The following is a 25,916-nucleotide window of genomic DNA, read 5'->3' as shown; positions in this document are numbered from 1 at the left end:
CCCTTTGTAGGAGCCGGCTTGCTGGCGATGGTGTGTCAGTCGACAACAATGCGTCTGACACACCATCGCCAGCAAGCCGGCTCCTACAGGATCACGTTTCTTCATTAAACCTTTGCCCTTGCGCCGCGGTCACTGAAAGAAGACTTTCAGAGCGCACATCGCCGGCATGGGATCTTCCACCGACTACGCAAAACAATGGTTCAGCGCCCGCGACTGGAAGCCATTCGTCTTTCAGAAGCAAGTGTGGACGGCCGTCAAACGCGGTGACTCCGGGTTGCTGCACGCCAGCACGGGTGCCGGTAAAACCTATGCGGTCTGGTTTGCCGCGCTCAATCGCTTCGCCTCCTCTTTCGTTCCCGTTGAAACACCCCGCAAACGAAAACCAGTCGCCCAACCGCTGACAGTGCTGTGGATAACCCCGATGCGTGCACTGGCGGCGGATACGGCGCGTGCACTGGAGACGCCCCTGCACGACCTGCAAATCCCGTGGAGCGTCGGCCTGCGCACCGGCGACACCAGCAGCAGTGAAAGGGCCCGTCAAAGCCGACGTTTGCCCACCACACTCATCACCACCCCCGAAAGCCTCACCCTGATGCTCGCCCGCGCCGATGCGCAAACCGCTCTATCGACCTTGCGCATGGTGGTTGTCGACGAATGGCACGAACTGCTCGGCAACAAGCGCGGCGTGCAGCTGCAACTGGCCCTCGCCCGTTTGCGCCGGTGGAATCCGGATCTGATCGTGTGGGGCGTTTCCGCGACGCTGGGTAATCAGGCCCACGCCGAACAGGTATTGATCCCACAGGGTGGCGGCATCAGCGTTCAAGGCCAGACGTCCAAGGAACTGCGGGTCGACACGTTGCTGCCGCCCGCCATCGAGCGATTTCCATGGGCCGGGCACATTGGCTTGAAGATGTTGCCGCAGGTCGTCGCCGAAATAGAGTCCAGTCCGAGCAGCCTGGTGTTCACCAACACCCGTGCACAATCCGAGATCTGGTATCAGGCCTTGCTGGAGGCTCGCCCCGATTGGGCCGGACTGATCGCCTTGCATCACAGCTCACTGTCACGGGACACCCGCGACTGGGTCGAGCGAGCGCTGAAGGAAGGTCAACTCAAAGCAGTGGTCTGTACCTCAAGCCTGGACCTGGGGGTGGATTTCCTGCCGGTGGAACGGGTGCTGCAAATCGGTTCGGCCAAAGGTGTGGCGCGCCTGATGCAGCGGGCCGGGCGGTCCGGTCATGCGCCGGGGCGTGTGTCACGGGTGACGCTGGTGCCGACCCACAGCCTGGAGGTGATCGAAGCGGCGGCGGCTCAAGACGCCGTGGCGCAACGCCGTATCGAGCCCCGCGAGTCGCCGCATAAACCGCTGGATGTGCTGGTTCAGCACCTGGTCAGCATGGCCTTGGGCGGTGGGTTTATGCCCGACGAGTTGTATGAAGAAGTCCGTGGCGCCTGGGCTTATCGAGACCTCACGGCGGAGGATTGGACCTGGGCGCTGGCGTTCGTACGCCACGGAGGGCTTTCCCTGACAGCCTATCCGGATTATCGCCGGGTCGAGCCTGACGAGCATGGCGTCTGGCGCGTACCGGATGCGCGACTGGCCCGTCGACATCGCATGAGCATCGGCACCATCATCAGCGACGCGAGCATTCAGCTGAAGTTCTGGAGCAAGGGTGGTGGCGGCAAGCAGCTGGGCAGTGTCGAGGAAGGATTTATTGCGCGACTCAAACCGGGCGACGGCTTTCTGTTCGCGGGGCGCCTGCTGGAGTTGGTGCGAGTGGAAAACATGACCGCTTACGTTAAACGCAGCACCGCGAAGAAAGCCGCGGTGCCGCGCTGGAATGGCGGGCGGATGCCCCTTTCCAACGAACTGGCACAGGCGGTGGTCGCGCGTTTCAGTGCGGCGGAGCAAGGAGAGTTCATCGGCCCGGAGATGCGCGCGCTGCGTCCACTTTTAGAGGTACAAAAACGCTGGTCCGGGCTGCCAACCTCCAATACTTTGCTGGCCGAAGCACTGAAATCCCGCGAAGGCTGGCACTTGTTCCTTTATCCCTTTGCCGGGCGCCAAGTGCATCTGGGACTGGCAAGTTTGCTGGCGTGGCGGGTCAGCCAGCAGCAGGCGGTGACGTTTTCCATTGCGGTCAACGATTACGGGCTGGAATTGCTCAGCGCTACTTACGTGGACTGGTCGCAGGTTTTGAACCCCGGGCTGTTGAGCCCCGAGCGTTTATTGGAAGACGTGCTCGCCAGTTTGAATGCCGGTGAACTCGCGCTGCGCCGCTTTCGGGAAATCGCGCGTATTGCCGGGCTGGTGTTTGCCGGCTACCCCGGCGCACCGAAAAGCACACGGCAGGTTCAAGCTTCCAGTGGGCTGTTCTTCGAAGTGTTCAAACAGTACGACGCCGGGAATCTGTTGCTGACTCAGGCCGGGGAAGAAGTCTTACGGGAAGAACTGGATATTCATCGTCTGGAACAGACGTTGGCGCGCATCAATCAGCTGAAACTGAACCTGCATCAGATCAAACGTCCTACACCGCTGGGGTTTCCACTGTTGGTGGAGCGCATGCGGGAAAGCATGAGCTCGGAAAAACTCACGGACCGTATCCGACGCATGGTCACCGACCTTGAGAAAACCGCCGAAACCGGAAAAACCTGATGAGTACGCCCTATCCCGTGCGACTGGCCGGCGAAGAACTGTGGCTGCTGCCGGAAAAAGCCATTTACTGGCCGGCACAACAAGCGCTGCTGATTGCCGATGTGCATTTTGGCAAAGCGGCGGCGTATCGAAGCCTTGGACAGCCGGTGCCCCATGGCACCACCGCCAGCAATATCGCTGTGCTGGACGGGTTATCGGCCGCCCTGCCCTGCCGTCAGCTGATTTTCCTCGGGGATTTCCTGCACGGGCCTGGCTCCCATGCTACCGGCACGTTAAGCGCACTGGCAGAGTGGCGAGCGCGGCACTCTGATCTGGCGATGACGCTGATCCGCGGCAACCACGACAAACGCGCCGGGGACCCGCCAGCCTCGTTAAACATTCGTGTGGTGCCCGAGCCGTTGTTGCTCGGACCGTTCGCCTTGCAACATGAGCCCGATCCGCATCCGCACCGGCATGTGCTCGCCGGGCATGTGCATCCGGTCTATCGGCTGAACGGCAGAGGTCGACAGCGTCTGCGACTGGCGTGTTTCAGATTGGGGGAGGACATCAGCCTGCTACCGGCCTTCGGCGCGTTTACCGGCGGGTATCAGGTCGATCGGGACGACAGCTGCAGGATATTTGTCATCGGCGACAACGAAATATGGCCAGTCAGCTGAATTCCGCCCCACAACCTGTAGGAGCGAAGCTTGCTCGCGAAGGCGGTGTGGCAGCCAAAACATTCTTATTTGACACACCGCCTTCGCGAGCAAGCTTCGCTCCTACAGGCTACTCGCAATCAGGCTACAGGCGCGGGAGGCGGCTCATCCGGCAGGGTGGGCTCACCGGGCTCTGTAGGTTGTTCGTTGGGGGTATCAGGATCAGGCTGGCCGGGGATGCCCCCCGCCATGCTGATGGGTGGATGTGCCAACAAGGACCAGGCCAGGACGCCAACCTGATTGGGCTCAAGCCTTGCCAGTTCGGCACTTATTCGCGGATCGATCTTCATAAAGCACTCCTGAGCAATGGCCCCGTCCGCTGTACGCGAACCGGGCAGTACACCCAATAGAGTGTCTACCCGCTCAAGAATTCCCGCCACCTGCCAGATGAATCGATCAGGTGCGCGGCAGGGTCACGCCGCGTTGGCCCTGATACTTGCCGCCACGGTCCTTATAGGACACTTCGCACTCTTCGTCGGATTCAAGGAACAGCATCTGCGCCACGCCTTCATTGGCATAGATTTTCGCCGGCAGGTTTGTTGTGTTCGAGAATTCCAGGGTCACGTGCCCCTCCCACTCAGGCTCAAGCGGGGTAACGTTGACGATGATGCCGCAGCGGGCGTAGGTGCTTTTGCCCAGGCAGATGGTCAATACGTTGCGCGGAATACGGAAGTATTCGACGGTGCTGGCCAGGGCGAAAGAGTTCGGCGGGATGATGCAGACATCGCTGTGGATGTCGACGAAGCTGCCGGCATCGAAATTTTTCGGGTCGACAATGGCCGAATTAATGTTGGTGAACACCTTGAAATGACTCGTGCAACGAACGTCGTAGCCGTAACTCGAAACGCCGTAGGAGATCACACGGTTATCGTCGCTGCCGCGCACCTGGCGCTCGACGAACGGCTCGATCATGCCGTGTTCCTGCGCCATGCGGCGAATCCACTTGTCCGATTTGATGCTCATGGCGGGTGTCCTGAATAGCGAGGTGGAAAAATTCTGTCCGGCATCTTACCGGGCGCGCGCTCCGGGTTCAAAGTCCAGGGCACAATTCTCGCCGATCCCCCGTGATAACTGGGCCTTCGTCGGAATCCGATGCACCGTCAGTCATGAAAACAGAGAAACCTTCGTCGGAAGGATTGGCACGTTCCGGAAAAAGGGTTAAGGTGGCGCCACTGTGCTGCTTGTGTCACTGAGAATCTCTACACGATATGTTGAATTTCGATCCAACCATCTACAAGAATTTTTCCTGCTCTTTGCACTCAGTCTCGGCCAGGGTTCTTCCTGCGTCGCAGTTATCTTTGTTCAAGGAGTTACACCATGTCTAATCGCCAAACTGGTACCGTTAAGTGGTTCAACGATGAAAAAGGCTTCGGCTTCATCACTCCACAATCCGGTGACGACCTGTTCGTTCACTTCAAAGCTATCCAATCCGACGGCTTCAAAAGCCTGAAAGAAGGCCAACAGGTTTCTTTCATCGCTACCCGCGGTCAGAAAGGCATGCAAGCTGAAGAAGTTCAAGTTATCTAACTTGTACTTGCTTTAGTAAAAAGCCCCGCCCTCAAAAGCGGGGCTTTTTTGTGCCTGTCTGTTTTGCAGGCAAAAAAAATCGCAGCCCATGGCTGCGATTTTTTGCGCCTTACCAGGTCACGCCAAACCCTGCGGTGTAACGTGTCTTTTCCAGATCGGCATCGTCGGTGCCGCTGATAACGTCTCGCTCGGCCTTCAGGTTAAGCGACGCCCACTCGGTGACCTTGTAACGCAGCCCGACCTCGGCATCCAGCGCATAATCCGCCACGCCCGACAGCGGCTTGCCCACCTCGCCGTTGGTGAAGAACTCGACCTGCTTGCCAATCAGGTAGCGGTTGTAGTCCCACTTCATGGCCAGGGAATAGAAGTTTTCCTTGCCGCCGTCTGCGTACTGATAATCCGTGCGGTTGAACAGCGACCCCAAGGAGAACGCACCCAGTTCGTCGTCCCAGAACTGGTAACCCGGACCGGTACCCACGGTGCGCTGACGGGAGAGGTCTTCAACCTTGTCGCGCTTATAGACTGCGCGCCCCTGCCAGAACCATTTCTCGGTCAGGAAGCGATCGAGCGAGTATTCGCCTCGCCAGTTATCAGTGGTGACCACGTCATCCTGGAATTCGCGGTTGTACTCGCCTTCCGCCGTGTGCCGCCATCTACCATGGCGCGCAGAGGTCTTGAAGTCGATGTCGTAATCGTCGGTGTCTTTCTCGGCCCGCTGATAATCCAGCGCCATGTCGACATTGCCCTTCCACACCAGGTCTTCGACCACTGGCTTGGGCTTGAGAATCTGCTGGATACTGGCCAGCTCGACCGTCTTCGGCGCCTCGCCGTTTTCCAGCGTCACCTTGCCGTCGTCTGCCGCATGCAGCGACTTGGCCCTCTCGCCGGTGTAGGCATCCTGCTTGACCAGCAGCTCCTGATCACTTTCCAGTGTCTTGACCTGTTTCCAGTCGATCGGGACCGCACCGGCGTACTCGGTCTGGATCAGCAATTTACCGCCATCGAACAGCGTGATCTTGCCGCTCAATTTGTCACCGTTCTTCAACCAGACGGTATCGGCGAGCAACGGCGTGGAGGCGCTGAGGACAGCGAGGCACAGCAGGGTTCTGGACACCATAAGCAATTACAGGCTCAAGTTTGCGAAAAAAAGTCGGCATTATCCCTGAGAATAAAACCCTAGCAAGGACTGACCCGACTATTTCTATTGAGTTCATTTCTCAGTCACTGATCGAGGATTTACCCTACAGACGGTAATCCACTGTAGGAGCGAGCCTGCTCGCGATAAACTCAAGATCGACGCGTTTTCCCAGATAGCTCGCGTTATCGTTAACGACCATCGCCGGCAAGCCGGTCTCGCTCCTACAGGGATCCCGGATGTGACCGATACCGATGCAGAAATCGAAAGTGCCGCGCAAATCCGACGCACGGCGCTCTACCTGACCCTCGCGCAGGTGCCCGAAGGCAAAGTGGTGAGCTATGGTCAACTCGCCGAGCTGGCGGGGTTGGGCCGGGCCGCGCGCTGGGTGGGCCGCACATTGAGCCAACTGCCCGGCGACACCAAATTGCCATGGCACCGCGTGCTCGGTGCCGGCGGTCGGATCAGCCTGCCCGTGGGCAGTCCTTCAGGGGACGAGCAGCGCGCGCGATTGCGCTCCGAAGGTGTCAGTATCCTGAACAATCGTGTTGATATTCAGCGCCATGGCTGGCGCCCGGTAGAGCACAGCGGTTAGAGTGCGCGCTTTGTTTCCGTAATTCTTGAGGCAGACTCCAGCCCATGCCCCGTAAAACCTGGCGCGCCGCGCTCGCCGCCTATGCCAGCCCCTCGACGCTTGTGTTGTTGTTGCTTGGTTTCGCCGCCGGCCTGCCCTACATGCTGGTGTTTTCGACGCTTTCCGTCTGGCTGCGTGAGGCCGGTGTGGCCCGCGAAACCATCGGCTATGCAAGCCTGATCGGTTTGGCCTATGCCTTTAAATGGGTCTGGTCCCCGCTGCTCGACCAATGGCGCCTGCCATTTCTCGGCAAGCTCGGTCGACGACGCTCCTGGCTGGTACTGTCCCAGGCGCTGGTGATCCTTGGCTTGATCGGGATGGGTTTCTGCGACCCGCAAAAGCATTTGTCCTGGCTGATCGCCATCGCGGTGGTCGTCGCCTTCGCCTCGGCGACGCAAGACATTGCGGTTGACGCTTATCGCCTGGAAATCGCCGACGACACTCGCCAGGCTGCGCTCGCTGCCAGCTATATGTCTGGCTATCGGATCGCCGCCCTGCTGGCGACGGCCGGCGCGCTGTTCTTCGCTGAAGGCTTCGGCTCCACCGGTTTCAACTACAAGCATTCGGCGTGGGCCGGCACCTACATCCTGTTTGGCGCCCTGATGATCCCGGCGCTGCTGACGACGTTGTTCATGCGCGAACCGCCCGTACCCCTGCGCACTCAACTTCAGGCCGGGCGCTACAGCTTTATGCATCAACTGATGTCGGTGTTCGTGCTGATCGTGCTGCTGGTGTCCGTACCGGCCATGTTCACCCAGCTCTACAACACAGACTTCGCCAGCGTATTGTTCGAAGGCGTGAGCCTGCTCGACCTGTTGCTCGAAGATCGCGCCTTCCTGCGGGCCATCCTCTACACCACGCTCACGTTTATGTGCCTGTCGGCCATGGGCCGCCGCGGCCTGGCGCCAGTGCTGACGCCAATCAACGACTTCATTCTGCGTTACCGCTGGCAGGCGTTCCTGTTGCTCGGGCTGATCGCCACCTACCGCATGTCCGATACGGTCATGGGCGTGATGGCCAACGTGTTTTACATCGACCAGGGCTTTACCAAGGATCAGATCGCCAGCGTCAGCAAAATCTTCGGTTTGATCATGACCCTGGTCGGCGCCGGCATGGGCGGCCTGCTGATCGTGCGTTTCGGCATCCTGCCGATCCTGCTGATCGGCGGCATTGCGTCGGCCGGCACTAACCTGCTGTTCCTGATGCTCGCCGACATGGGCGCCAACCTGAACATGCTGATCCTGACCATTTCCCTGGACAACTTCAGCTCGGGCCTGGCGACGTCGGCGTTCGTCGCTTACCTGTCGAGCCTGACCAACCTCAAGTTCTCGGCCACCCAGTACGCCCTGCTCAGCTCGATCATGCTCCTGCTGCCACGCCTGATTGGCGGCTATTCAGGGGTCATGGTGGAGAAATTCGGTTACCACAACTTCTTCCTGATCACGGCGCTGTTGGGCGTTCCGACCCTATTGTTGATCGCCTTGCACTGGTACCAGGAGAGCCGCCGCGCAGGTCCGACGCCGACACCAGAGCCGGTGCCGACCCAGGTCGCGGAAGAATCGTAGGACATTTCGCAGAGGGCGCGGCGATTCCCGCCCTCCTGCCACACCGCCGACCGCACGCCTGTACGCCAGCGGATCTCGCCCGTACAATGCTCCGTCATTTCTCGTCATCAGCAACCGACAACGGCCAACCATGCGCACCAGTCAATTTTTGCTCGCCACACAGAAAGAAACGCCTTCCGACGCGGTCGTCATCAGCCATCAGCTGATGCTGCGCGCCGGCATGATCCGTAAACTCGCCTCGGGCCTCTACACTTGGCTGCCGATGGGCTTGCGAGTGATGCGCAAGGTCGAAGCCGTCGTTCGTGAAGAAATGAACGCCGCGGGCTCTCTCGAAGTGTTGATGCCGAGCACCCAACCGGCTGAGTTGTGGCAGGAATCCGGTCGCTGGGAAGAGTACGGCCCTGAATTGCTGCGCTTCAAGGATCGTCACGGTCGCGACTTCTGTGCCGGCCCGACTCACGAAGAAGTCATCACCGACCTGATGCGCAACGAGTTGAGCAGCTACAAACAGCTGCCGATCAACCTGTACCAGATCCAGACCAAATTCCGTGACGAAATCCGCCCACGCTTCGGTTTGATGCGCGGCCGCGAATTCATCATGAAGGACGCCTACTCCTTCCACGCTGATCAGCCTTCGCTGCAGGTCACCTACGACCGCATGCACCAGGCGTATTGCAACGTGTTCACCCGTCTGGGCCTGAAATTCCGTCCTGTAGAAGCCGACAACGGCTCCATCGGCGGCGCCGGTTCCCACGAGTTCCACGTGCTGGCCGAATCCGGCGAAGACGATATCGTCTTCAGCAACGGTTCCGACTACGCCGCGAACATCGAGAAAGCCGAAGCCGTACCGCGCGAAACCTCTCGCGCCGCACCGTCTGAAGAGCTGCGCCTGGTCGACACCCCGAATGCAAAGACCATTGCGCAACTGGTCGAAGGCTTCAACCTGCCGATCGAAAAGACCATCAAGACCCTCGTCGTTCACGCTGAAGAGCAAGGCAAGCTGATTGCCCTGATCATCCGTGGCGACCACGAACTGAACGAAATCAAGGCCGCCAACCAGCCAGGCGTTGCCAGCCCGTTGGTCATGGCTTCCGAAAGCGAACTGCGCGACGCCATTGGCGCCGGTGCCGGTTCTCTCGGCCCGTTGAACCTGCCGCTGCCGATCATCATCGACCGTTCCGTCGAGCTGATGAGCGACTTCGGTATCGGTGCCAACATCGACGACAAGCACTACTTCGGCGTGAACTGGGAGCGTGATCTGCCGGTTCCGACCGTTGCCGACCTGCGTAACGTTGTTGCCGGCGACCCAAGCCCGGATGGCAAGGGCACCCTGGAAATCAAGCGCGGCATCGAAGTCGGACACATCTTCCAGCTGGGCAACAAGTACAGCAAGGCGATGAAGTGCGAAGTGCTGGGCGAGAACGGCAAGCCGGTTACCCTGGAAATGGGTTGCTATGGCATCGGCGTTTCCCGCGTGGTGGCTGCGGCCATCGAACAGGGCAACGACGACAAGGGAATCATCTGGAGCGACACACTGGCTCCATTCCAGATCGCCCTGGTACCGCTGCGCTACGAAACCGAACAGGTTCGCGAAGCCACCGACAAGCTGTATGCAGAATTGACTGCCGCCGGCTTCGAAGTACTGCTGGACGACCGCGACAAGAAAACCAGCCCGGGCATCAAGTTCGCGGACATGGAGCTGATTGGCATTCCTCACCGGATCGTGGTCAGTGACCGCGGCCTCGCCGAAGGCAATCTGGAATACAAGAGCCGTACCGAACCTGAAGCGCAAGCGCTGCCGGTTGCTGACGTGCTGTCTTTCCTCCAGGCCCGTATCCGCCGCTGACACCAGATAGAGAAGTCATGTTCAAGCGAAACACCTTAGGCCTCGGTGGTGCCGCCCTGTGCGGCACCCTGCTGGTCAGCGGCTGTGCCAATCACATGTCGCAACGCAGCGAGCACGAGGAACGTGTCGAGCGCAAATTGCTCGATCACAGCCTGCAGATCGATGTCGGTGAGCCCAAGGTGCTTGAGCTGCCGCAACGGCGGGTGAAAATCCACGAGCAGAAGACGTTCGAAGTCACCGAATTCGAAGTTACGCGCCACTACGATCGCTACACGCCTTACCAACCTTGGCGCGAGGTCTACGAGATTCCGCTGGGCGCGGTGGCGGTGGTGGGCGGTGTCGGTGCGAATGTGGTCAACGTGTTCACCCTCGGCAACCTGCCGGACAGCGTCACCAAGGATTGGCTGAGCTACGGTTTTGCCGGGCTCAACCCGTTCATGAACGCGCAGTCCAACGGCCGGGCGCAGCAGAACCTGGCAGGCATCGACGAAGTCCAGCTCGACAAACGCACCGAATACTCGAGCCTGCCCTGGAGCGAGCGCCCGGTTGTGGTGAAAGCCGGCAAGGAAACGTTCGAGCTGAGCACCGACAAAAACGGTGTTTTACGCATTAACCTGCTGGACAGCCCGTTCGCCGAACATGACATCAATCATCTGAGCCGACTGCTGATCAGTGTCGAAGACGGTCAGGACGATGTGCACACCGACTCGTCCCTGGCGGTCAGCAGTGGCTTGCGCGGCAAACTGCTCGAAGCCCATGGCCTGATTTATGACGACCTCGAAGACGACGAAGTGAGCCAGTGGGTACACCGGGTCAAACGTCTGTCGGAACTGGGTCTGGAAGAAGAAGCCAGCGAGCTGGAACAAAGCCTGATCGAACTGACCCGCAATGATCCAGAGTTGCAGACCGAATTCCTCAAGTCATTGACCAAGGATGCCGGACGACTGGTGGCGGATCCGGGACCAAATTAAAGGCAAAAGCTTCGCGGGCAAGCCTCGCTCCTACAAGGAATATTCGTTACCTGTAGGAGCGAGGCTTGCCCGCGAAGAGGCCACCATATTCACCGCAAATCTACCGCTCAAACAACTCCATCTGCTCAAACCCACCGCGCAAATCCTCCAGCCTGACCCCGACCCCCAACAACCGCACCGGTTTCCCGCCGCGATTGAACGCCTGGGTCAGCAACAACTGATAACTGCCCAAATCCCGCCCTGCCCCGGCCTGTTCCAGCGTCGTCTGGGTAAAGTCATGGAATTTCACTTTGACGAACGGCTTGCCCGGCCGGTAGCTGCTGTCGATCCGCGCCATGCGGCCGGCCAGGGTTTCCAGCAGCTCGGGTAATTTATCCAGGCAGCTCACCAGATCCGGCAGGTCCACGTCGTAGGTGTTTTCGACACTGATCGACTGCCGACGGCTGTCGTTGTGGACCAAACGCTCGTCGATCCCACGGGCCAGGCTCCAGAGTCGCTCGCCGAAACTGCCGAATTCACGCACCAGCGCCAACTTGTCCCACTGGCGCAGATGCGAGCAATCGACAATGCCGAGTTTGCCCAGTTTGTCAGCGGTGACTTTGCCCACGCCGTGCAGCTTGCTCACGGGCAAACCGCTGACAAAGTCTTCTACCTGATCCGGCGTGATGACAAACAACCCGTTGGGTTTCTTCCAGTCACTGGCGATCTTGGCCAGAAACTTGTTCGGCGCGACGCCGGCCGAGACCGTGATGTGCAACTGATTGGAGACTCGTCGGCGAATGTCCTGGGCGATGCGCGTGGCGCTGCCACCGAAATGCGCACAGTCCGACACGTCGAGGTAAGCCTCGTCGAGGGAAAGTGGCTCGATCAGGTCGGTGTAATCGCGAAAGATCGTGTGAATTTCCTTCGACGCTTCTCTATAGGCGTCCATGCGCGGCTTGACGATGGTCAGGTCCGGGCACAGTTTCAGGGCATGCCCGGAAGACATCGCCGAGCGAACGCCATAGGCCCGCGCTTCATAGTTACAGGTAGCGATCACCCCGCGCCGATCCGCCGAACCACCCACCGCCAAGGGTTTACCTGCCAGACGCGGGTCGTCACGCATCTCGATGGCAGCGTAGAAGCAGTCACAATCGACGTGGATGATTTTTCGCTGGGTCATATAAAAGCGGTGTTCATGGTGTAGAAATGGAGTCATGGCGTGCCGGATCGGCAGTATCTCACTGACACCTGTATATAGCACCAGTAGTCTGAATCTTCTTCCACGCTCGTAGGAAAAGGAACCGGTGAATTTATTTTCTCAATCGAAAAGGCCCACTCGATAGAGCTGAAAGCCTTGCCATACCTGACCCGCAGCCGTTCGTCCAAGCCAAAATCCCGGCTAAGCGATTGAACCAGAAGAGGTTTTATCAGGATTGAAGGTTGACAGCCCGGCGATCCTCTGTAGAATGCCGACACACAGACGCGGGATGGAGCAGTCTGGTAGCTCGTCGGGCTCATAACCCGAAGGTCGTCGGTTCAAATCCGGCTCCCGCAACCAAACATCAAAAAAGGCTACTCGAAAGAGTGGCCTTTTTTGTGCGCGTCTGTTTTGTGCTCTTCTATACTTACCAGAGGGAGAAATCGTTCTGATTCCGAAACTTAAGTCTGCCCTGCGACCGTTTGCCGCTTATTTACGCTTATTTGACCCGGTTCCAGATTAACGGTTGACACACAGGCGTATCTCTATAGAATGCCGCCACACAGACGCGGGATGGAGCAGTCTGGTAGCTCGTCGGGCTCATAACCCGAAGGTCGTCGGTTCAAATCCGGCTCCCGCAACCAAACATCAAAAAAGGCTACTCGAAAGAGTGGCCTTTTTTGTATCTGTTGAAAAAGTCCTTTCGCAACAATGACCTGTCACTGTGTAGAGAAGCGTTCGGGATCACCAAGGCTGTGGGTTCACACCATGCTGAATCGCAGACAGAACCCTCTACGACCAATGAGATGCCATCGCCGATAACCGGTGAGAGGCGTTAATATTTGTGATTATTTTTTTCTACAGGGATTGGTAACTTGGCTGGATACCTCCATCCTGTCGCGCACAATCCAAGAGGTGATTGATGCGCGCCAACTCGTCTGATCCACAAGACACCGTCACAGCGACACAACCGATCAAGGCCGAGCGTCTGCGCCTGCTGGATCTGGTCAGCAAGTACCGCCAGCCCATCGGCCTGGCGGTCACTCTGCTGTTGTTCGCTATCGCGCTGATTGCCTGTCGTCATCTGCTGAGCGAACTCGATCTGTACGCTTTGCATGACTCGATCCTGGAAGTACCGAAACCGGCGTTGCTGGGTGCATTGGGTGCAACCGTGGTCGGCTTCATCATTTTGCTGGGGTACGAATGGTCGGCCAGCCGCTACGCGCGCGTGACACTCGCGCCGCGCATCCTGGCGCTGGGCGGATTCACTGCCTTTGCCATCGGCAACGCCATTGGTCTGTCGATGCTCTCGGGAGGCTCGGTCCGCTACCGTTTATATGCACGTCATGGCTTGGGGGCTTCAGAAGTCGCCCACATGACGCTGTTCGCCAGCCTTTCACTTGGTTGCGCCTTGCCGCCACTTGCGGCTCTGGCAACCCTCAGCAACCTGCCTGCCGCCTCGGCTGCCCTTGGACTGTCCGAGGGTTTGCTGGGTGGAGTTGCAGCGGCCGTTTTGCTGCTCTTCAGCGTATTGGCCATCGGCATCTATCGACGTCGTCTTCCGGAACAGCCTTCCAAGGACAACTTGCTGGTCAAGGTCGGACGCCGCACCTTGCGCCTCCCCGGCCGGCGCCTGACATTCCTGCAACTGATCATCACCGCCCTGGACGTGGCCGCCGCCGCGACCGTGCTCTATTTGTTGCTGCCGGAAGCGCCACCCTTCGGTGCATTCCTGCTCGTGTACCTGCTGGCCCTGGCCGCCGGCGTGCTCAGCCATGTGCCCGGCGGTGTCGGCGTATTTGAAGCGATCCTGCTGGCCGCCTTCGCCGACACGCTAGGCGCCGCCCCACTGGCCGCCGCGCTGCTGCTCTATCGCCTGATCTATGTCGTGCTGCCACTGCTGGTGGCGTGCGTATTCCTGCTGATCAACGAAGGCCAACGGCTGTTTCAGTCGCGCCAGTCCCTGCGGGCCGCTTCCGGTCTGGCGGCGCCGATTCTGGCGGTGCTGGTGTTCCTGTCCGGCGTGGTGCTGCTGTTCTCCGGCGTGACACCGGAAATCGACACCCGCCTGGAACACATCGGCTTTCTGATTCCTCATCGACTGGTCGACGCTTCGCACTTCGGCGCCAGTCTGATCGGCGTGCTGTGCCTGCTGCTGGCGCAAGGTCTGCGTCGTCGGCTGTCCGCCGCGTGGATGCTGACCACCATTCTATTGCTGGTCGGCGCCCTGCTCTCTCTGCTCAAGGGCTTTGACTGGGAAGAAGCCTGCCTGATGACCCTGACGGCGAGCCTGCTGGGGGTTTTCCGGCGTTCTTTCTATCGCCCGAGCCGTCTGACCGAACTGCCGTTCTCGCCGCTCTATCTGGTGTCCAGCCTGTGCGTACTCGGCGCGTCGATCTGGTTGCTGCTGTTTGCCTATCAAGACGTTCCGTACAGCCATCAACTCTGGTGGCAATTCACCCTCGATGCCGATGCCCCGCGTGGTTTGCGCTCATTGTTGGGCGCCGCCGTGCTGTTGGTGGTGGTGTCCTTGACCTGGCTGCTGCGCACCGCGCGTCCGGTGATTCACTTGCCGACGCCAGATGAGCTGGACCGTGCGGTAAAGATCCTGATGGCCTCCGCGCAACCGGACGGTGGCCTGGCCCTGACCGGTGACAAGGCGCTGCTGTTTCACCCCAACGACGAGGCGTTCCTGATGTACGCCCGCCGTGGCCGCAGCCTGGTGGCCTTGTACGACCCGATCGGCCCGACCCAGCAACGGGCGGAAATGATCTGGCAGTTCCGCGACCTCTGCGACATCCACCACGCCCGCCCCGTGTTCTATCAAGTCCGTGCCGAGAACCTGCCGTACTACATGGACATCGGCCTGACCGCGATCAAGCTCGGCGAAGAAGCCCGGGTCGATCTTCAACGCTTTGATCTCGAAGCCAAGGGCAAAGAGATGAAAGACCTGCGCTACACCTGGAATCGCGGCACCCGCGATGGCCTGTCGCTGGAGATCTTTGAACCGGGCCATGCGCCGATGGATGAGCTCAAGGTGATTTCCGATGCCTGGCTGACCGGCAAGAACGTACGTGAGAAAGGCTTCTCGCTCGGCCGCTTCAGCGACGACTACCTCAAGCATTTCCGGGTCGCAGTGATTCGTTTCGAAGGACGCCCGGTGGCGTTCGCCAACCTGCTTGAGACTTACGGCCATGACCTGGCCAGCCTCGACCTGATGCGCGCGCACCCGGAAGCCCCCAAGCTGACCATGGAGTTCATGATGGTCGGCCTGATCCAACATTATAAAAATCATGGATACGCGCGCTTCAGCCTGGGCATGGTGCCGCTGTCGGGGTTGCAACCCCGGCGTGGCGCACCGCTGACCCAGCGTCTGGGCTCGATGGTTTTCCGCCGTGGTGAGCAGCTCTACAACTTCCAAGGCTTGCGCCGCTTCAAAGACAAATTCCAGCCTGACTGGGAACCCCGTTATATGGCCGTGCCCGCCGGACTCGATCCGCTGGTTGCCCTGGCCGATACTGCTGCCCTGATTGCGGGCGGCTTGACTGGATTGGTGAAACGCTGATGATTCAACGCTCCTTGCGGTACGTACTGGGCACACTGGTAGTGCTGGCCCTGATTCTCGGTGGCGGTTACTGGTACCTGAAACGCCCGGCACCCGAACCGACCCTCAAACAGCTGAGGCCGGCCGATGGCGCGGCGATGACCCGCGTCATCCCTGGCAACACGCCACGCGCCCAGGTGTTGGTGGCGGTCAATGAAGACCAGAAACTCAGCGACAAACAATTGATGACCCTGAGCCGCACCGGCTCGGCGCAGATTGTTCAGGTGATTCTGCCTAAAGACTGCCTGCTGCAAAGCCGCGCCCTGCAATCGGGCCTGCGCGAACTCAAAGGCCCGGCGACCCTGGTCAGCGGCATCGGCCCTGGCGCCGTGCTCGCGTGGCGCTGGTTGTCCGAGCAAAAGGACGAAAAGGCTCAAGCTGTCTCCGTCGACCTGGCCCTGGAAAAACCCGGCTGCACTCACCTGCTGCCAAAAAGCGCCGCTCACGGTCACTGGCTGGTGGCCTGGAACGACAACCCGGACGACACCAGCGCCGGCTTCGTGCGCGATCAACCCAACGCCGAAACCAGCATCAGCGACTACGACATCAACCTGCCGCAAGTACTGAACAACGAACTGCGCAAGCTCCTCGTCGGTGGCGATAAAGCCGCTGGCGGTCTGCAGATCCCGGTGGTCGAAGTCCTGGCCGGCCAAGCCAAAGACACCGTGACCCTGTTCCTGTCCGGTGACGGCGGCTGGCGCGATCTGGACCGCGACGTCGCGGGCGAGATGGCGAAGATCGGCTACCCGGTGGTCGGCATCGACACCCTGCGCTACTACTGGCAGCACAAGAGCCCGGAGCAAAGCGCCCTGGACCTGGCCGAGCTGATGCAACACTACCGGCAAAAATGGGGCACCAAGCGCTTCATCCTGACCGGTTACTCGTTCGGCGCCGACGTCCTGCCAGCGATCTACAACCGCCTGGAACCGGCAGAACAGCAACGCGTCGACGCAATCATCCTGCTCGCCTTCGCCCGCACCGGCAGCTTCGAAATCGAAGTCGAAGGCTGGCTCGGCAACGCCGGCAAAGAAGCCGCCACCGGCCCGGAAATGGCCAAGCTGCCACCGGAGAAAGTGGTGTGCATCTACGGTGAAGAAGAAGTCGACGAAAGTGGCTGCACCGACAAGAGCGCCGTGGGCGAAGCGATGAAACTGCCTGGCGGCCACCATTTCGACGAGAACTACCCGGCGCTGGCAAAGCGCTTGGTGGACATCATCGAGAAGCGCCAGGCCAAGGGTGAGACGGCTCAGGAGTGATCTGAGGCCTGCCCACGAAAAAGCCCCCGCAGCCGTTTGGTTGCGGGGGCTTTTTCATATTTACCTATTCAACTAAGCACCGTAGATCCCTGTGGGAGCGGGCTTGCCCGCGATAGCGGTATGTCTGTCACATCAATGTCGGATCTGCCGCCGTCATCGCGGGCAAGCCCGCTCCCACAGGATCTGCGTATCGCCTGAGCAGATGCGTCTACCGCCCTCGATACTGGCTCTTAGTCTTTCCTGGCGTACCGTGCCCGCATATCGTCGTGACTGATTACCTTGGCTTGATCAAAACCGGTCAATCGCCCCGTAGCCGCTGCTTCAACGCGAAGATCCTTAAGCTCGTCGAACATTTCCTGATAGGCATCGACATTGATTATGACTGCTACTGGCCGATTATCTTTGAAAATGACCAGGCGCTCAGTGGCACGGCTGGAGATCTCGTTGAGTCTCGCACTGAAGCCCCTGACCAATGCAGTCATCGATATTGCTTGGTCATCACGCTCAAATGATGCCGTCACATTCACCTCTCTTCACAATCGTGCAAATTTTTGAGCACGCTGTTCAACGTATCGTTTACTTAAGGTGTCGCAATATCGGATGACGCCCGCAGACCTTGTAGGCAAACTCCGAATCTTGCGTTTGGGCACTTTGCCGCCTTGTTGCGTTTTTCTTCGACGGGATACTCTCCGGACGTCGCTGACCTTTCAGCGATCGGGCTTGGAAACCCGACGAGCGAATTGCAACAACGTGCCCAACATGACTGCGGACCTTTACGGCTGCGATCTTGTGTCATGGTGGCTGTGCGTGGGACGTCTTCGGACGTGCCGGTTTCCTAAGCTCCCGGTTTTCCAACCTGCGCACAGCTGCCACCCATTCGCTTGGAAACGAACGTGGCAGCTCCTCAAGCTTAGGGAATAGACATGTCCAAAATAGATACGACCGCGATTTCAGAATTAAAAACCATCGGCTTCACCCCGCTCATCTACTGCTCAGACCAGGCGTTATTCAACGTCCGCGCCGGCGTCCCCATCGTTCAAGCATTGTCACCAGCCTCCGATCTGCTGTTCCTCGCCAAATCATTTAGCGAAGATGCCGCCTACGCAAAAGACACCGACCGTCATGCCTGGGCTGCTCACTATCTGACGGCGATGGGTAAGGCTGTGATTGATGATGTGGTGAAGGTGCTGACGCCGCGACCGGCCCGGACGAAGACCGAATCTGAAGAAGAGCTGCCCGAAAGCCAGTAACACCGCAAATCCCTGTGGGAGCGAGCTTGCTCGCGATGATGGCGGCAGATCCGACATTGATGTGACAGACATACCGCTATCGCGGGCAAGCCCGCTCCCACAGGGTGCTTTGTTGGATTGGGATCAAATGCCCGTCAATAAAAAGCCCCCGCTGCCGCACTGGCAACGGGGGCTTTTTGCAGAGGCTTACATCTCTACCTGTGTACCCAACTCAATCACCCGGTTCAGCGGCAGATTGAAGAAGCGCAAATTGCCGTTGGCATTCTTCAACATGAACGCAAACAACGCCTCGCGCCAGCGGGCCATGCCTTCGAGTTTGGAGGCGATCACCGTCTCGCGGCTGAGGAAGTAGGTGGTGCGCATCGGGCTGAAGTCGAGGTCATCGAGATGACACAGCTTCAGCGCTTGCGGCACATCCGGTTCGTCGACGAAGCCAAAGTGCAGAATCACGCGGAAGAACCCTTCACCGTGGGATTCAACCTCGAAGCGCCGTGTCGGCGGTACCCGTGGGATGTCTTCGTAGACCACGGTCAGCAGCACCACTTGCTCGTGCAATACCTGGTTATGCAGCAGGTTGTGCAACAACGCGTGGGGCACGGCGTCCGGGCGAGCGGTGAGGAACACGGCGGTGCCCTGGACCCGATGCGGCGGTTGCACGGCGATACTGCTGATGAATATCGGCAGCGGCAGCCCGCCCTCGTCCATGCGTTCCACCAGCAGCTGTTTGCCGCGCTTCCAGGTGGTCATCAATACAAACAGCGCGATACCGGCGATCACCGGGAACGCACCACCCTGAAAGATTTTCGGCACGTTGGCGGCGAAGTACAGACCGTCCACCAGCAGGAAACCGAGCAACAACGGCACCGCGAGGATCGGAGGCCATTTCCACAGTAGCAATATCACCGCCGAGACCAGGATGGTGGTCATCAACATGGTCCCGGTCACCGCCACCCCGTAAGCAGAGGCCAGGGCGCCGGAGGATTCGAAGCCGATCACCAACAGGATCACGCCGACCATCAGCGCCCAGTTCACCGCGCCAATATAGATCTGGCCTTGTTCGGCACTGGAGGTGTGCTGGATGTGCATGCGCGGAATGTAACCGAGCTGGATTGCCTGACGGGTCAGGGAGAACGCGCCGGAAATCACCGCTTGCGAGGCAATCACCGTGGCCAGGGTCGACAAACCGACCAACGGGATCAACGCCCAGCTCGGCGCCAACAGGTAGAACGGGTTGCGAGCGGCTTCCGGATTACCGAGCAGCAAGGCGCCCTGACCGAAGTAGTTCAGCACCAGCGCCGGCAGCACGAGGATGAACCAGGCGCGAGCAATCGGCTTGCGACCGAAGTGGCCCATGTCGGCGTACAACGCTTCGGCGCCGGTCAGTGCCAGCACCACCGCGCCGAGGATGGCTACGCCCATGCCCGGGTGCACGATGAAGAAGCGCACGCCCCAGACCGGATTCATCGCTTGCAACACTTCCGGGTGCTGCAGGATGCCGTAGACACCCAGTGCACCCAACACCAGGAACCAGGTGACCATGATCGGCCCGAACAGAATGCCGATGCGCGCGGTACCGTGGCTCTGGATCAGGAACAGCGCCACCAGCACGACCAGCGACAACGGCACCACCCAATGGTCGATGCCATCGAATGCCAGCCCCAGGCCTTCAATTGCCGAGAGTACGGAAATCGCCGGCGTGATCATGCTGTCGCCGTAAAATAGCGCCGCACCGATCAGCCCGCAGACCACCAGGAAAATGCGCAGCTTCGGATGCCCGGCCGCGGCCCGCCGAGCCAGGGCGGTCAAGGCCATGATCCCGCCTTCGCCCTGGTTGTCGGCACGCAGCACGAACAGCACATATTTGATTGAGACAACCCATATCAGCGACCAGAAAATCAGCGCCAGAATCCCGAACACGCCGTCATGGTCGACCGGTACACCATAGTGACCGGAAAACACTTCTTTGAGGGTGTACAGCGGGCTCGTGCCGATATCGCCATAAACCACCCCGACCGCTGCGACCAGCATGCCGATCGGCTTCGCCGCCGAATGCTCGGCTCCCGCCGCCTGACTACTTGCCTGACCCATCCACCACTCCTACTACCCAGACCGGACTTCTTTGAAAGAAGCACTATGCTTTGAAACGCAGCATGCGCTGTTTTACATGACGTTACAGACGTTTTATTGACTGTAAGAAATCGGTAAAGCGTAACGGCGCGAAGCATAGCGCAGCACTCGTCGTATTTCCCTGCATAAAGCTGGTCAAGTGCGCCTCTCATCGCTAGAATTGCGCACTTTTTGATCAGAGGCGCAGCAAAGCGCCCGTTTGTCGCCTTGCCGCTCACGGCTGGAGGCGTCACAAATACCGAGGTTAGACATGTCCACCACTCCTGCGCCGGCCAATCCAAAGGTTGGCTTCGTATCCCTGGGTTGCCCCAAAGCACTGGTCGACTCCGAGCGCATCCTTACCCAGTTGCGCATGGAAGGTTACGACGTTGTGTCCACCTACCAGGACGCCGACGTCGTGGTGGTCAACACCTGCGGTTTCATCGATTCGGCCAAGGCTGAATCTTTGGAAGTGATTGGCGAAGCCATCAAGGAAAACGGCAAGGTCATCGTGACCGGCTGCATGGGCGTCGAAGAAGGCAACATTCGCAAGATTCACCCAAGCGTGCTGGCCGTGACCGGTCCGCAACAATACGAGCAAGTGGTCAACGCCGTGCACGACGCCGTGCCGCCGCGTCAGGATCACAACCCGCTGATCGACCTGGTGCCGCCGCAAGGCATCAAGCTGACCCCGCGCCACTACGCGTACCTGAAGATTTCCGAAGGCTGCAACCACAGCTGCAGCTTCTGCATCATCCCGTCGATGCGCGGCAAACTGGTCAGCCGTCCGGTCGGTGATGTGCTCGACGAGGCCCAGCGCCTGATCAAGGCCGGCGTCAAAGAGCTGTTGGTGATCTCGCAAGACACTAGCGCCTACGGCGTCGACGTGAAATACCGCACCGGGTTCTGGAACGGCGCGCCGGTGAAAACCCGCATGACCGAACTCTGCGAAGCCCTGAGCACCCTCGGCGTCTGGGTGCGTCTGCACTACGTTTACCCGTACCCGCACGTCGACGAGCTGATCCCGCTGATGGCCGCCGGGAAAATCCTGCCGTACCTGGACATCCCGTTCCAGCACGCCAGCCCGAAAGTCCTGAAGTCGATGAAACGCCCGGCCTTCGAAGACAAGACCCTGGCGCGGATCAAGAACTGGCGCGAAATCTGCCCGGACCTGATCATCCGCTCGACGTTCATCGTCGGCTTCCCCGGCGAAACCGAAGAAGACTTCCAGTACCTGCTGAACTGGCTGACCGAAGCCCAGCTCGACCGCGTCGGCTGCTTCCAGTACTCGCCGGTTGATGGCGCTCCGGCCAACGATATGGACCTGGAAGTCGTTCCGGACGACGTCAAGCAAGACCGTTGGGACCGCTTCATGGCGCACCAGCAGGCCATCAGCTCGGCGCGTCTGCAAATGCGTGTTGGCCGTGAAATCGAAGTGCTGGTCGATGAAGTCGACGAGCAAGGCGCCGTTGGCCGCTGCTTCTTCGATGCCCCGGAAATCGACGGCAACGTGTTCATCGACAACGGCAGCAACCTGAAGCCGGGCGACAAGGTCTGGTGCAAAGTGACCGACGCCGACGAATACGACCTGTGGGCTGAACAGATCTAAACGCAAAAAATACGAAAAGCCCTGCTCTCTTGACGAGATGCGGGGCTTTTTTACGTCTATCGTTTTGTGAGGAAAGGATTCTCGACACTCACAGGAAAAGGGGCATCCGGCCATGCGCAAACATTCGGTCATCCACACGCCGAAACAGAGCGACTACGTAGAACTCACGCAAGTCTGGGAAGCCTCGGTGCGCGCCACCCACGACTTTCTGCCGGACAGCTACATTGAATTGCTGAAGAACCTGGTGCTGACCCGCTACCTCGACGCGGTGATGCTGATCTGCACCAGGGACTCGCGCCAGCGCATCACCGGGTTTGCCGGGGTGGCGGCGGGCAAGATCGAAATGCTCTTTATCGACCCGACCCACCGCGGCCAGGGTTTGGGCAAGCAGTTGCTGCGCTATGCCATGGAACACTTGAACGCCGATGAACTGGACGTCAACGAGCAGAACCCGCAGGCGCTGGGGTTCTACTTCAAGCAAGGGTTCGAGGTGATTGGGCGTTCGGAGGTCGATGGCATGGGGCAGCCTTATCCGCTGTTGCACATGCGGCTGCGCCAAACACAACAACGGACACGCAATGGCTGACCTGTAGGAGCCGGCTTGCTGGCGATGGCATCACCGCGGTGCATCTCAAAGACCGAGGAGATGCCATCGCCAGCAAGCCGGCTCCTACAAAAAAGCTTCCTGCGCAAATGGAGCCGGGATTAACCGGCGCCACGCAGGTACAATGCCCACCCCTTTTTTGTTACGGCCCTGTCATGACTGACCCGATTCGTCTCTCCAAACGCCTCATCGAACTCGTCGGCTGTTCCCGTCGGGAGGCTGAGCTGTTCATCGAGGGCGGCTGGGTCACCGTGGACGGCGAAGTCATCGATGAGCCGCAATTCAAGGTCGACACCCAGAAAGTCGAGCTCGATCCAGAGGCCAAGGCCACTGCACCGGAGCCGGTGACCATCCTGCTGAACGTGCCCGTGGGCATGGACGCGGAAACGGCGATGGCGACCATCAGCGCCGAAACCCTGAGCGAAGAACACCGCTTCAGCAAACGTCCGCTCAAGGGCCACTTCCTGCGCCTGACCGCCAGCACGGACTTGCAGGCCAACGCCAGCGGTCTGCTGGTGTTCACCCAGGACTGGAAGATCCTGCGCAAGCTCACCGCCGATTCCGCCAAGATCGAACAAGAATATGTCGTCGAGGTAGAAGGCGACATGGTGGCTCACGGCCTCAACCGCCTGAACCACGGCCTGACCTACAAAGGTAAGGAGCTGCCGCCGGTCAAGGCCAGTTGGCAGAACGAGAACCGCCTGCGTTTTGCGATGAAGAACCCGCAACCGGGCGTGATCGCCCTGTTTTGCCAGGCCGTTGGCCTGAAGGTCGTCGCCATCCGCCGCATCCGCATCGGCGGCGTGTCCATCGGCAAAGTGCCGCTGGGGCAATGGCGTTACCTGTCCGGCAAAGAGAAGTTCTAAGACTTTTCACGCCGCCACACATTTCGGCGCCGCTGTTTATGCGGCGCCCACTGCTGAATATCAGGATTGCACACCATGATTCATAACGACGTACTGCGCAGCGTGCGCTACATGCTCGACATCAGCGACAAGAAAGTCATCGAGATCATCAAGCTCGGCGGCATGGACGTGGCCCTGGAAGACCTGGTGACGTACCTCGACAAGAAAGAGGAAGACGAGGAAGGCTTCGTACGCTGCCCGGACGAAGTCATGGCGCATTTCCTCGACGGCCTGGTGACCTTCAAGCGCGGCAAGGACGAGAGCCGTCCGCCGCAGCCGATCGAAGTGCCGGTGACCAACAACATCATCCTGAAGAAACTGCGTGTGGCTTTCGAACTGAAAGAAGACGACATGCACGCGATCCTCAAGGCATCCGAGTTCCCGGTGTCCAAGCCTGAGCTGAGCGCCTTGTTCCGCAAGTTCGGCCACACCAACTACCGCCCATGCGGCGATCAGCTGCTGCGCAACTTCCTCAAGGGGCTCACTCTTCGAGTGAGAGCGTAAAAGAAGCTGCAAGCTGCAAGCCACAAGGGGATTACCTCTAGCTTGTAGCTTGTAGCTGGGCCGAATGGCCCTTCATTCCTCGCAAAAATAGTGGCTCCGCTTCTGGCGGCTGACGACTAGGGTGTATTGACCCTCAGCTCTCAGGATTCGCCATGCACCCGTACTTTTCCCTGCAAGGCCGCACCGCTCTGGTGACCGGCGGCACCCGTGGTATCGGCAAAATGATCGCCAAGGCTTATGTCGAGGCCGGCGCCACCGTGTACGTCTGCGCGCGGGATGCCGAAGCCTGTCAACAAACGGCTGATGAATTGAGCACCTTCGGGACTTGCCACGGTGTGGCGGCCAACCTGGCCAATGAAGAAGGCGTGTTGCAACTCTCCACGCGGCTGGGTGAACAGATTCCTCATCTGGACATTCTGGTGAACAACGCCGGCACCACGTGGGGCGCTCCGCTGGAAAGCTACCCGGTCAAGGGCTGGGAGAAGGTCATGCAGCTCAACGTGACCTCGGTGTTCAACTGCATCCAGCAGTTTTTGCCACTGCTGCGCAAGGCCGGCTCCGAAGCCAATCCGGCGCGGATCATCAACATCGGTTCGGTGGCGGGGATTTCTTCCTTTGGCGAACAGGCTTACGCCTACGGACCGAGCAAGGCCGCCCTGCATCAACTGTCGCGGATTCTCGCGCGGGAGCTGGTGAGTCAACACATCAACGTCAACGTGATTGCGCCGGGGCGTTTCCCGAGCAAGATGACGCAGCACATTGGTAATGATGAGCAGGCGCTGGCGGAGGATACGGCGTTGATTCCGATGAAACGCTGGGGTAGGGAGGAAGAGATGGCGGCGTTGGCGATCAGTCTGGCGAGTACGGCCGGGGCTTATATGACCGGGAATATCATCCCGCTGGATGGTGGGTTCAGTCTCTGAGATTCGCGGTGCGGCCATCGCGGGCAAGCCACGCTCCCACAGGGTTATCGAGCGTACACAAATTTTTTGTACGCCATAAATCCTGTGGGAGCGTGGCTTGCCCGCGATGACGGACTCACAGGCACCACCGGTTCAAAGGTCGATCGGGTTATCATTCCCGCCCTGATACCGCCTCGACCCAAACCTATGACTTACACCGTCTCCCCCATCGGCTTCGTGCACTCCTGCTTCAAGGAGAAATTCGCCATCCCGCGCCAGCCGCAACTGGCCCCGGCCGCGCGTGGCGTGCTGGAGCTGGTGGCGCCGTTCGATCAGGGCGATGCGGTGCAGGGGCTGGAGCAGGTGAGCCACGTCTGGCTGCTGTTCCTGTTTCATCAGGCCCTGGAAGAAAAACCACGCCTGAAAGTCCGCCCTCCTCGCCTGGGCGGCAACAAATCCATCGGCGTGTTCGCCACCCGGGCGACGCATCGGCCCAATGGCATCGGTCAATCCGTGGTGAAGCTGGACAAGGTCGAGGCCAATCGGCTGTGGATATCAGGAATCGACCTACTCGACGGCACGCCGATTCTCGACATCAAACCGTACGTGCCCTACGCAGACATCATCGACACAGCCTCCAATAGCATCGCCAGCGCCGCGCCGCAGCTGATTCCCGTGCAGTGGACGGATTCAGCGCTGCAACAGGCTCATGGCCATGCTCAGCGTCTTGGCGAGCCTTTGGTCGAGCTGATCGAGCAATGCCTGGCGCAAGATCCACGGCCCGCGTACCAAACACCAAAACCGGAACGAGAATACGGCGCGCAATTCTGGGACCTGGATGTGCGCTGGCATTACCCCGAGGCGGGCGTAATCCGCGTTCTGGAAGTCATCCCCGCCACCAACCTGTAGGAGCTGTCGAGTGAAACGAGGCTGCGATCTTTTGATGTTGCTTTTAAAAACAAGATCAAAA

The 25,916-nt window shown here is 59.5% G+C and carries 22 protein-coding genes and 2 tRNA genes; 18 read left to right on the top strand and 6 right to left on the bottom strand.

Going from position 1 to position 25,916, the window contains the following annotated elements; all coding sequences use genetic code 11:
* Window positions 1–166 precede the first annotated feature (166 nt).
* Together ACYZT6_RS04385 and pdeM are read left to right on the top strand one after the other, a co-directional pair.
* Entirely contained in the window at window positions 167–2,653 is a 2,487-nt protein-coding gene (locus ACYZT6_RS04385; RefSeq protein WP_462025876.1) for a ligase-associated DNA damage response DEXH box helicase, read from the top strand.
* Window positions 2,653–3,309 carry a ligase-associated DNA damage response endonuclease PdeM gene (gene pdeM / locus ACYZT6_RS04380; RefSeq protein ID WP_462025875.1) on the top strand — a complete coding sequence of 219 codons (657 nt, stop codon included), beginning with the start codon at window positions 2,653–2,655 and terminating at the stop codon, window positions 3,307–3,309. The genes ACYZT6_RS04385 and pdeM overlap by 1 nt, the downstream gene beginning before the upstream one ends.
* A 119-nt stretch (window positions 3,310–3,428) precedes the next feature.
* On the opposite strand, the gene ACYZT6_RS04375 is transcribed toward pdeM, so the two are convergent.
* Window positions 3,429–3,638, bottom strand: a complete 210-nt coding sequence (locus tag ACYZT6_RS04375; protein WP_017336784.1) for a hypothetical protein — start codon at window positions 3,636–3,638, stop codon at window positions 3,429–3,431.
* Window positions 3,639–3,744: 106 nt separating this feature from the next.
* On the bottom strand, window positions 3,745–4,311 hold the full coding sequence (gene dcd / locus ACYZT6_RS04370; protein WP_010462661.1) for a dCTP deaminase: 567 nt from the start codon (window positions 4,309–4,311) through the stop codon (window positions 3,745–3,747).
* 354 nt (window positions 4,312–4,665) lie between these two features.
* Between dcd and ACYZT6_RS04365 the strand changes: the two genes are divergently transcribed.
* Window positions 4,666–4,875, top strand: a complete 210-nt coding sequence (locus tag ACYZT6_RS04365; RefSeq protein WP_002554837.1) for a cold-shock protein — start codon at window positions 4,666–4,668, stop codon at window positions 4,873–4,875.
* Window positions 4,876–4,984: 109 nt separating this feature from the next.
* On the opposite strand, the gene ACYZT6_RS04360 is transcribed toward ACYZT6_RS04365, so the two are convergent.
* The gene (locus ACYZT6_RS04360) at window positions 4,985–5,992 is read right to left on the bottom strand and encodes a DUF481 domain-containing protein (RefSeq protein ID WP_462025874.1); all 1,008 of its coding nucleotides are present in this window, start codon (window positions 5,990–5,992) and stop codon (window positions 4,985–4,987) included.
* A 259-nt stretch (window positions 5,993–6,251) separates the two neighbouring features.
* Here ACYZT6_RS04360 and ACYZT6_RS04355 point away from each other — a divergent pair, with 259 nt between their 5' ends.
* The 4 genes from ACYZT6_RS04355 (at window position 6,252) to ACYZT6_RS04340 (ending at window position 11,026) form a co-directional block, all read left to right on the top strand.
* The gene (locus tag ACYZT6_RS04355) at window positions 6,252–6,605 is read left to right on the top strand and encodes an MGMT family protein (protein WP_462025873.1); all 354 of its coding nucleotides are present in this window, start codon (window positions 6,252–6,254) and stop codon (window positions 6,603–6,605) included.
* 44 nt (window positions 6,606–6,649) lie between these two features.
* A complete protein-coding gene (locus ACYZT6_RS04350; protein ID WP_462025872.1) occupies window positions 6,650–8,209 on the top strand; it encodes an AmpG family muropeptide MFS transporter in 1,560 nt (519 codons plus the stop codon).
* Window positions 8,210–8,339: 130 nt separating this feature from the next.
* Complete coding sequence (locus ACYZT6_RS04345) at window positions 8,340–10,055, top strand: proline--tRNA ligase (RefSeq protein WP_462025871.1); 1,716 nt, start codon at window positions 8,340–8,342, stop codon at window positions 10,053–10,055.
* Between the two features lie 17 nt (window positions 10,056–10,072).
* The gene (locus tag ACYZT6_RS04340; RefSeq protein WP_462025870.1) at window positions 10,073–11,026 is read left to right on the top strand and encodes a hypothetical protein; all 954 of its coding nucleotides are present in this window, start codon (window positions 10,073–10,075) and stop codon (window positions 11,024–11,026) included.
* Window positions 11,027–11,126: 100 nt separating this feature from the next.
* On the opposite strand, the gene dinB is transcribed toward ACYZT6_RS04340, so the two are convergent.
* Window positions 11,127–12,188, bottom strand: coding sequence for a DNA polymerase IV (gene dinB, locus ACYZT6_RS04335; protein WP_462025869.1), 1,062 nt, complete (start codon window positions 12,186–12,188; stop codon window positions 11,127–11,129).
* Window positions 12,189–12,489: 301 nt separating this feature from the next.
* Here dinB and ACYZT6_RS04330 point away from each other — a divergent pair.
* The 4 genes from ACYZT6_RS04330 (at window position 12,490) to ACYZT6_RS04315 (ending at window position 17,066) form a co-directional block, all read left to right on the top strand.
* Window positions 12,490–12,566 (top strand) — tRNA-Met (locus ACYZT6_RS04330).
* Between the two features lie 207 nt (window positions 12,567–12,773).
* A tRNA-Met gene (locus ACYZT6_RS04325) sits at window positions 12,774–12,850 on the top strand.
* Window positions 12,851–13,128: 278 nt separating this feature from the next.
* The gene (mprF, locus tag ACYZT6_RS04320; protein ID WP_462025868.1) at window positions 13,129–15,771 is read left to right on the top strand and encodes a bifunctional lysylphosphatidylglycerol flippase/synthetase MprF; all 2,643 of its coding nucleotides are present in this window, start codon (window positions 13,129–13,131) and stop codon (window positions 15,769–15,771) included.
* Entirely contained in the window at window positions 15,771–17,066 is a 1,296-nt protein-coding gene (locus ACYZT6_RS04315; protein ID WP_462025867.1) for a virulence factor family protein, read from the top strand. The genes mprF and ACYZT6_RS04315 overlap by 1 nt, the downstream gene beginning before the upstream one ends.
* Before the next feature lie 230 nt (window positions 17,067–17,296).
* Here ACYZT6_RS04315 and ACYZT6_RS04310 read toward each other — a convergent pair whose 3' ends face one another.
* Complete coding sequence (locus tag ACYZT6_RS04310; RefSeq protein ID WP_462025866.1) at window positions 17,297–17,587, bottom strand: type II toxin-antitoxin system Phd/YefM family antitoxin; 291 nt, start codon at window positions 17,585–17,587, stop codon at window positions 17,297–17,299.
* A gap of 402 nt (window positions 17,588–17,989) precedes the next feature.
* On the opposite strand from ACYZT6_RS04310, the gene ACYZT6_RS04305 reads away from it, so the two are divergent.
* Window positions 17,990–18,316, top strand: coding sequence for a DUF3077 domain-containing protein (locus ACYZT6_RS04305; protein WP_462025865.1), 327 nt, complete (start codon window positions 17,990–17,992; stop codon window positions 18,314–18,316).
* Between the two features lie 186 nt (window positions 18,317–18,502).
* Here ACYZT6_RS04305 and ACYZT6_RS04300 read toward each other — a convergent pair whose 3' ends face one another.
* Complete coding sequence (locus tag ACYZT6_RS04300) at window positions 18,503–20,404, bottom strand: potassium transporter Kup (protein ID WP_461979963.1); 1,902 nt, start codon at window positions 20,402–20,404, stop codon at window positions 18,503–18,505.
* A 289-nt stretch (window positions 20,405–20,693) separates the two neighbouring features.
* Here ACYZT6_RS04300 and rimO point away from each other — a divergent pair, with 289 nt between their 5' ends.
* The 6 genes from rimO to tsaA all read left to right on the top strand — a co-directional run bounded on the left by rimO (window position 20,694) and on the right by tsaA (window position 25,855).
* Window positions 20,694–22,031: a 30S ribosomal protein S12 methylthiotransferase RimO gene (gene rimO, locus ACYZT6_RS04295; protein ID WP_462025864.1), complete on the top strand. Its 1,338-nt coding sequence runs from the start codon at window positions 20,694–20,696 to the stop codon at window positions 22,029–22,031.
* A 112-nt stretch (window positions 22,032–22,143) separates the two neighbouring features.
* A complete protein-coding gene (locus ACYZT6_RS04290) occupies window positions 22,144–22,617 on the top strand; it encodes a GNAT family N-acetyltransferase (RefSeq protein WP_462025863.1) in 474 nt (157 codons plus the stop codon).
* A gap of 173 nt (window positions 22,618–22,790) precedes the next feature.
* Window positions 22,791–23,501, top strand: coding sequence for an rRNA pseudouridine synthase (locus tag ACYZT6_RS04285; protein ID WP_010462687.1), 711 nt, complete (start codon window positions 22,791–22,793; stop codon window positions 23,499–23,501).
* Between the two features lie 75 nt (window positions 23,502–23,576).
* Complete coding sequence (locus ACYZT6_RS04280) at window positions 23,577–24,044, top strand: YehS family protein (RefSeq protein WP_462025862.1); 468 nt, start codon at window positions 23,577–23,579, stop codon at window positions 24,042–24,044.
* Window positions 24,045–24,196: 152 nt separating this feature from the next.
* A complete protein-coding gene (locus ACYZT6_RS04275) occupies window positions 24,197–24,967 on the top strand; it encodes an SDR family oxidoreductase (protein WP_462025861.1) in 771 nt (256 codons plus the stop codon).
* A gap of 186 nt (window positions 24,968–25,153) precedes the next feature.
* Window positions 25,154–25,855 (top strand): tRNA (N6-threonylcarbamoyladenosine(37)-N6)-methyltransferase TrmO, encoded by a 702-nt coding sequence (tsaA, locus tag ACYZT6_RS04270; RefSeq protein WP_462025860.1) that lies wholly within the window; start codon window positions 25,154–25,156, stop codon window positions 25,853–25,855.
* Window positions 25,856–25,916 lie beyond the last annotated feature (61 nt).

The sequence above is a fragment of the Pseudomonas sp. RT6P73 genome (genome assembly GCF_054897715.1).
The sequence above is the reverse complement of the archived record's forward strand: the minus strand, read 5'-3'. Positions and strand labels throughout refer to the sequence as shown.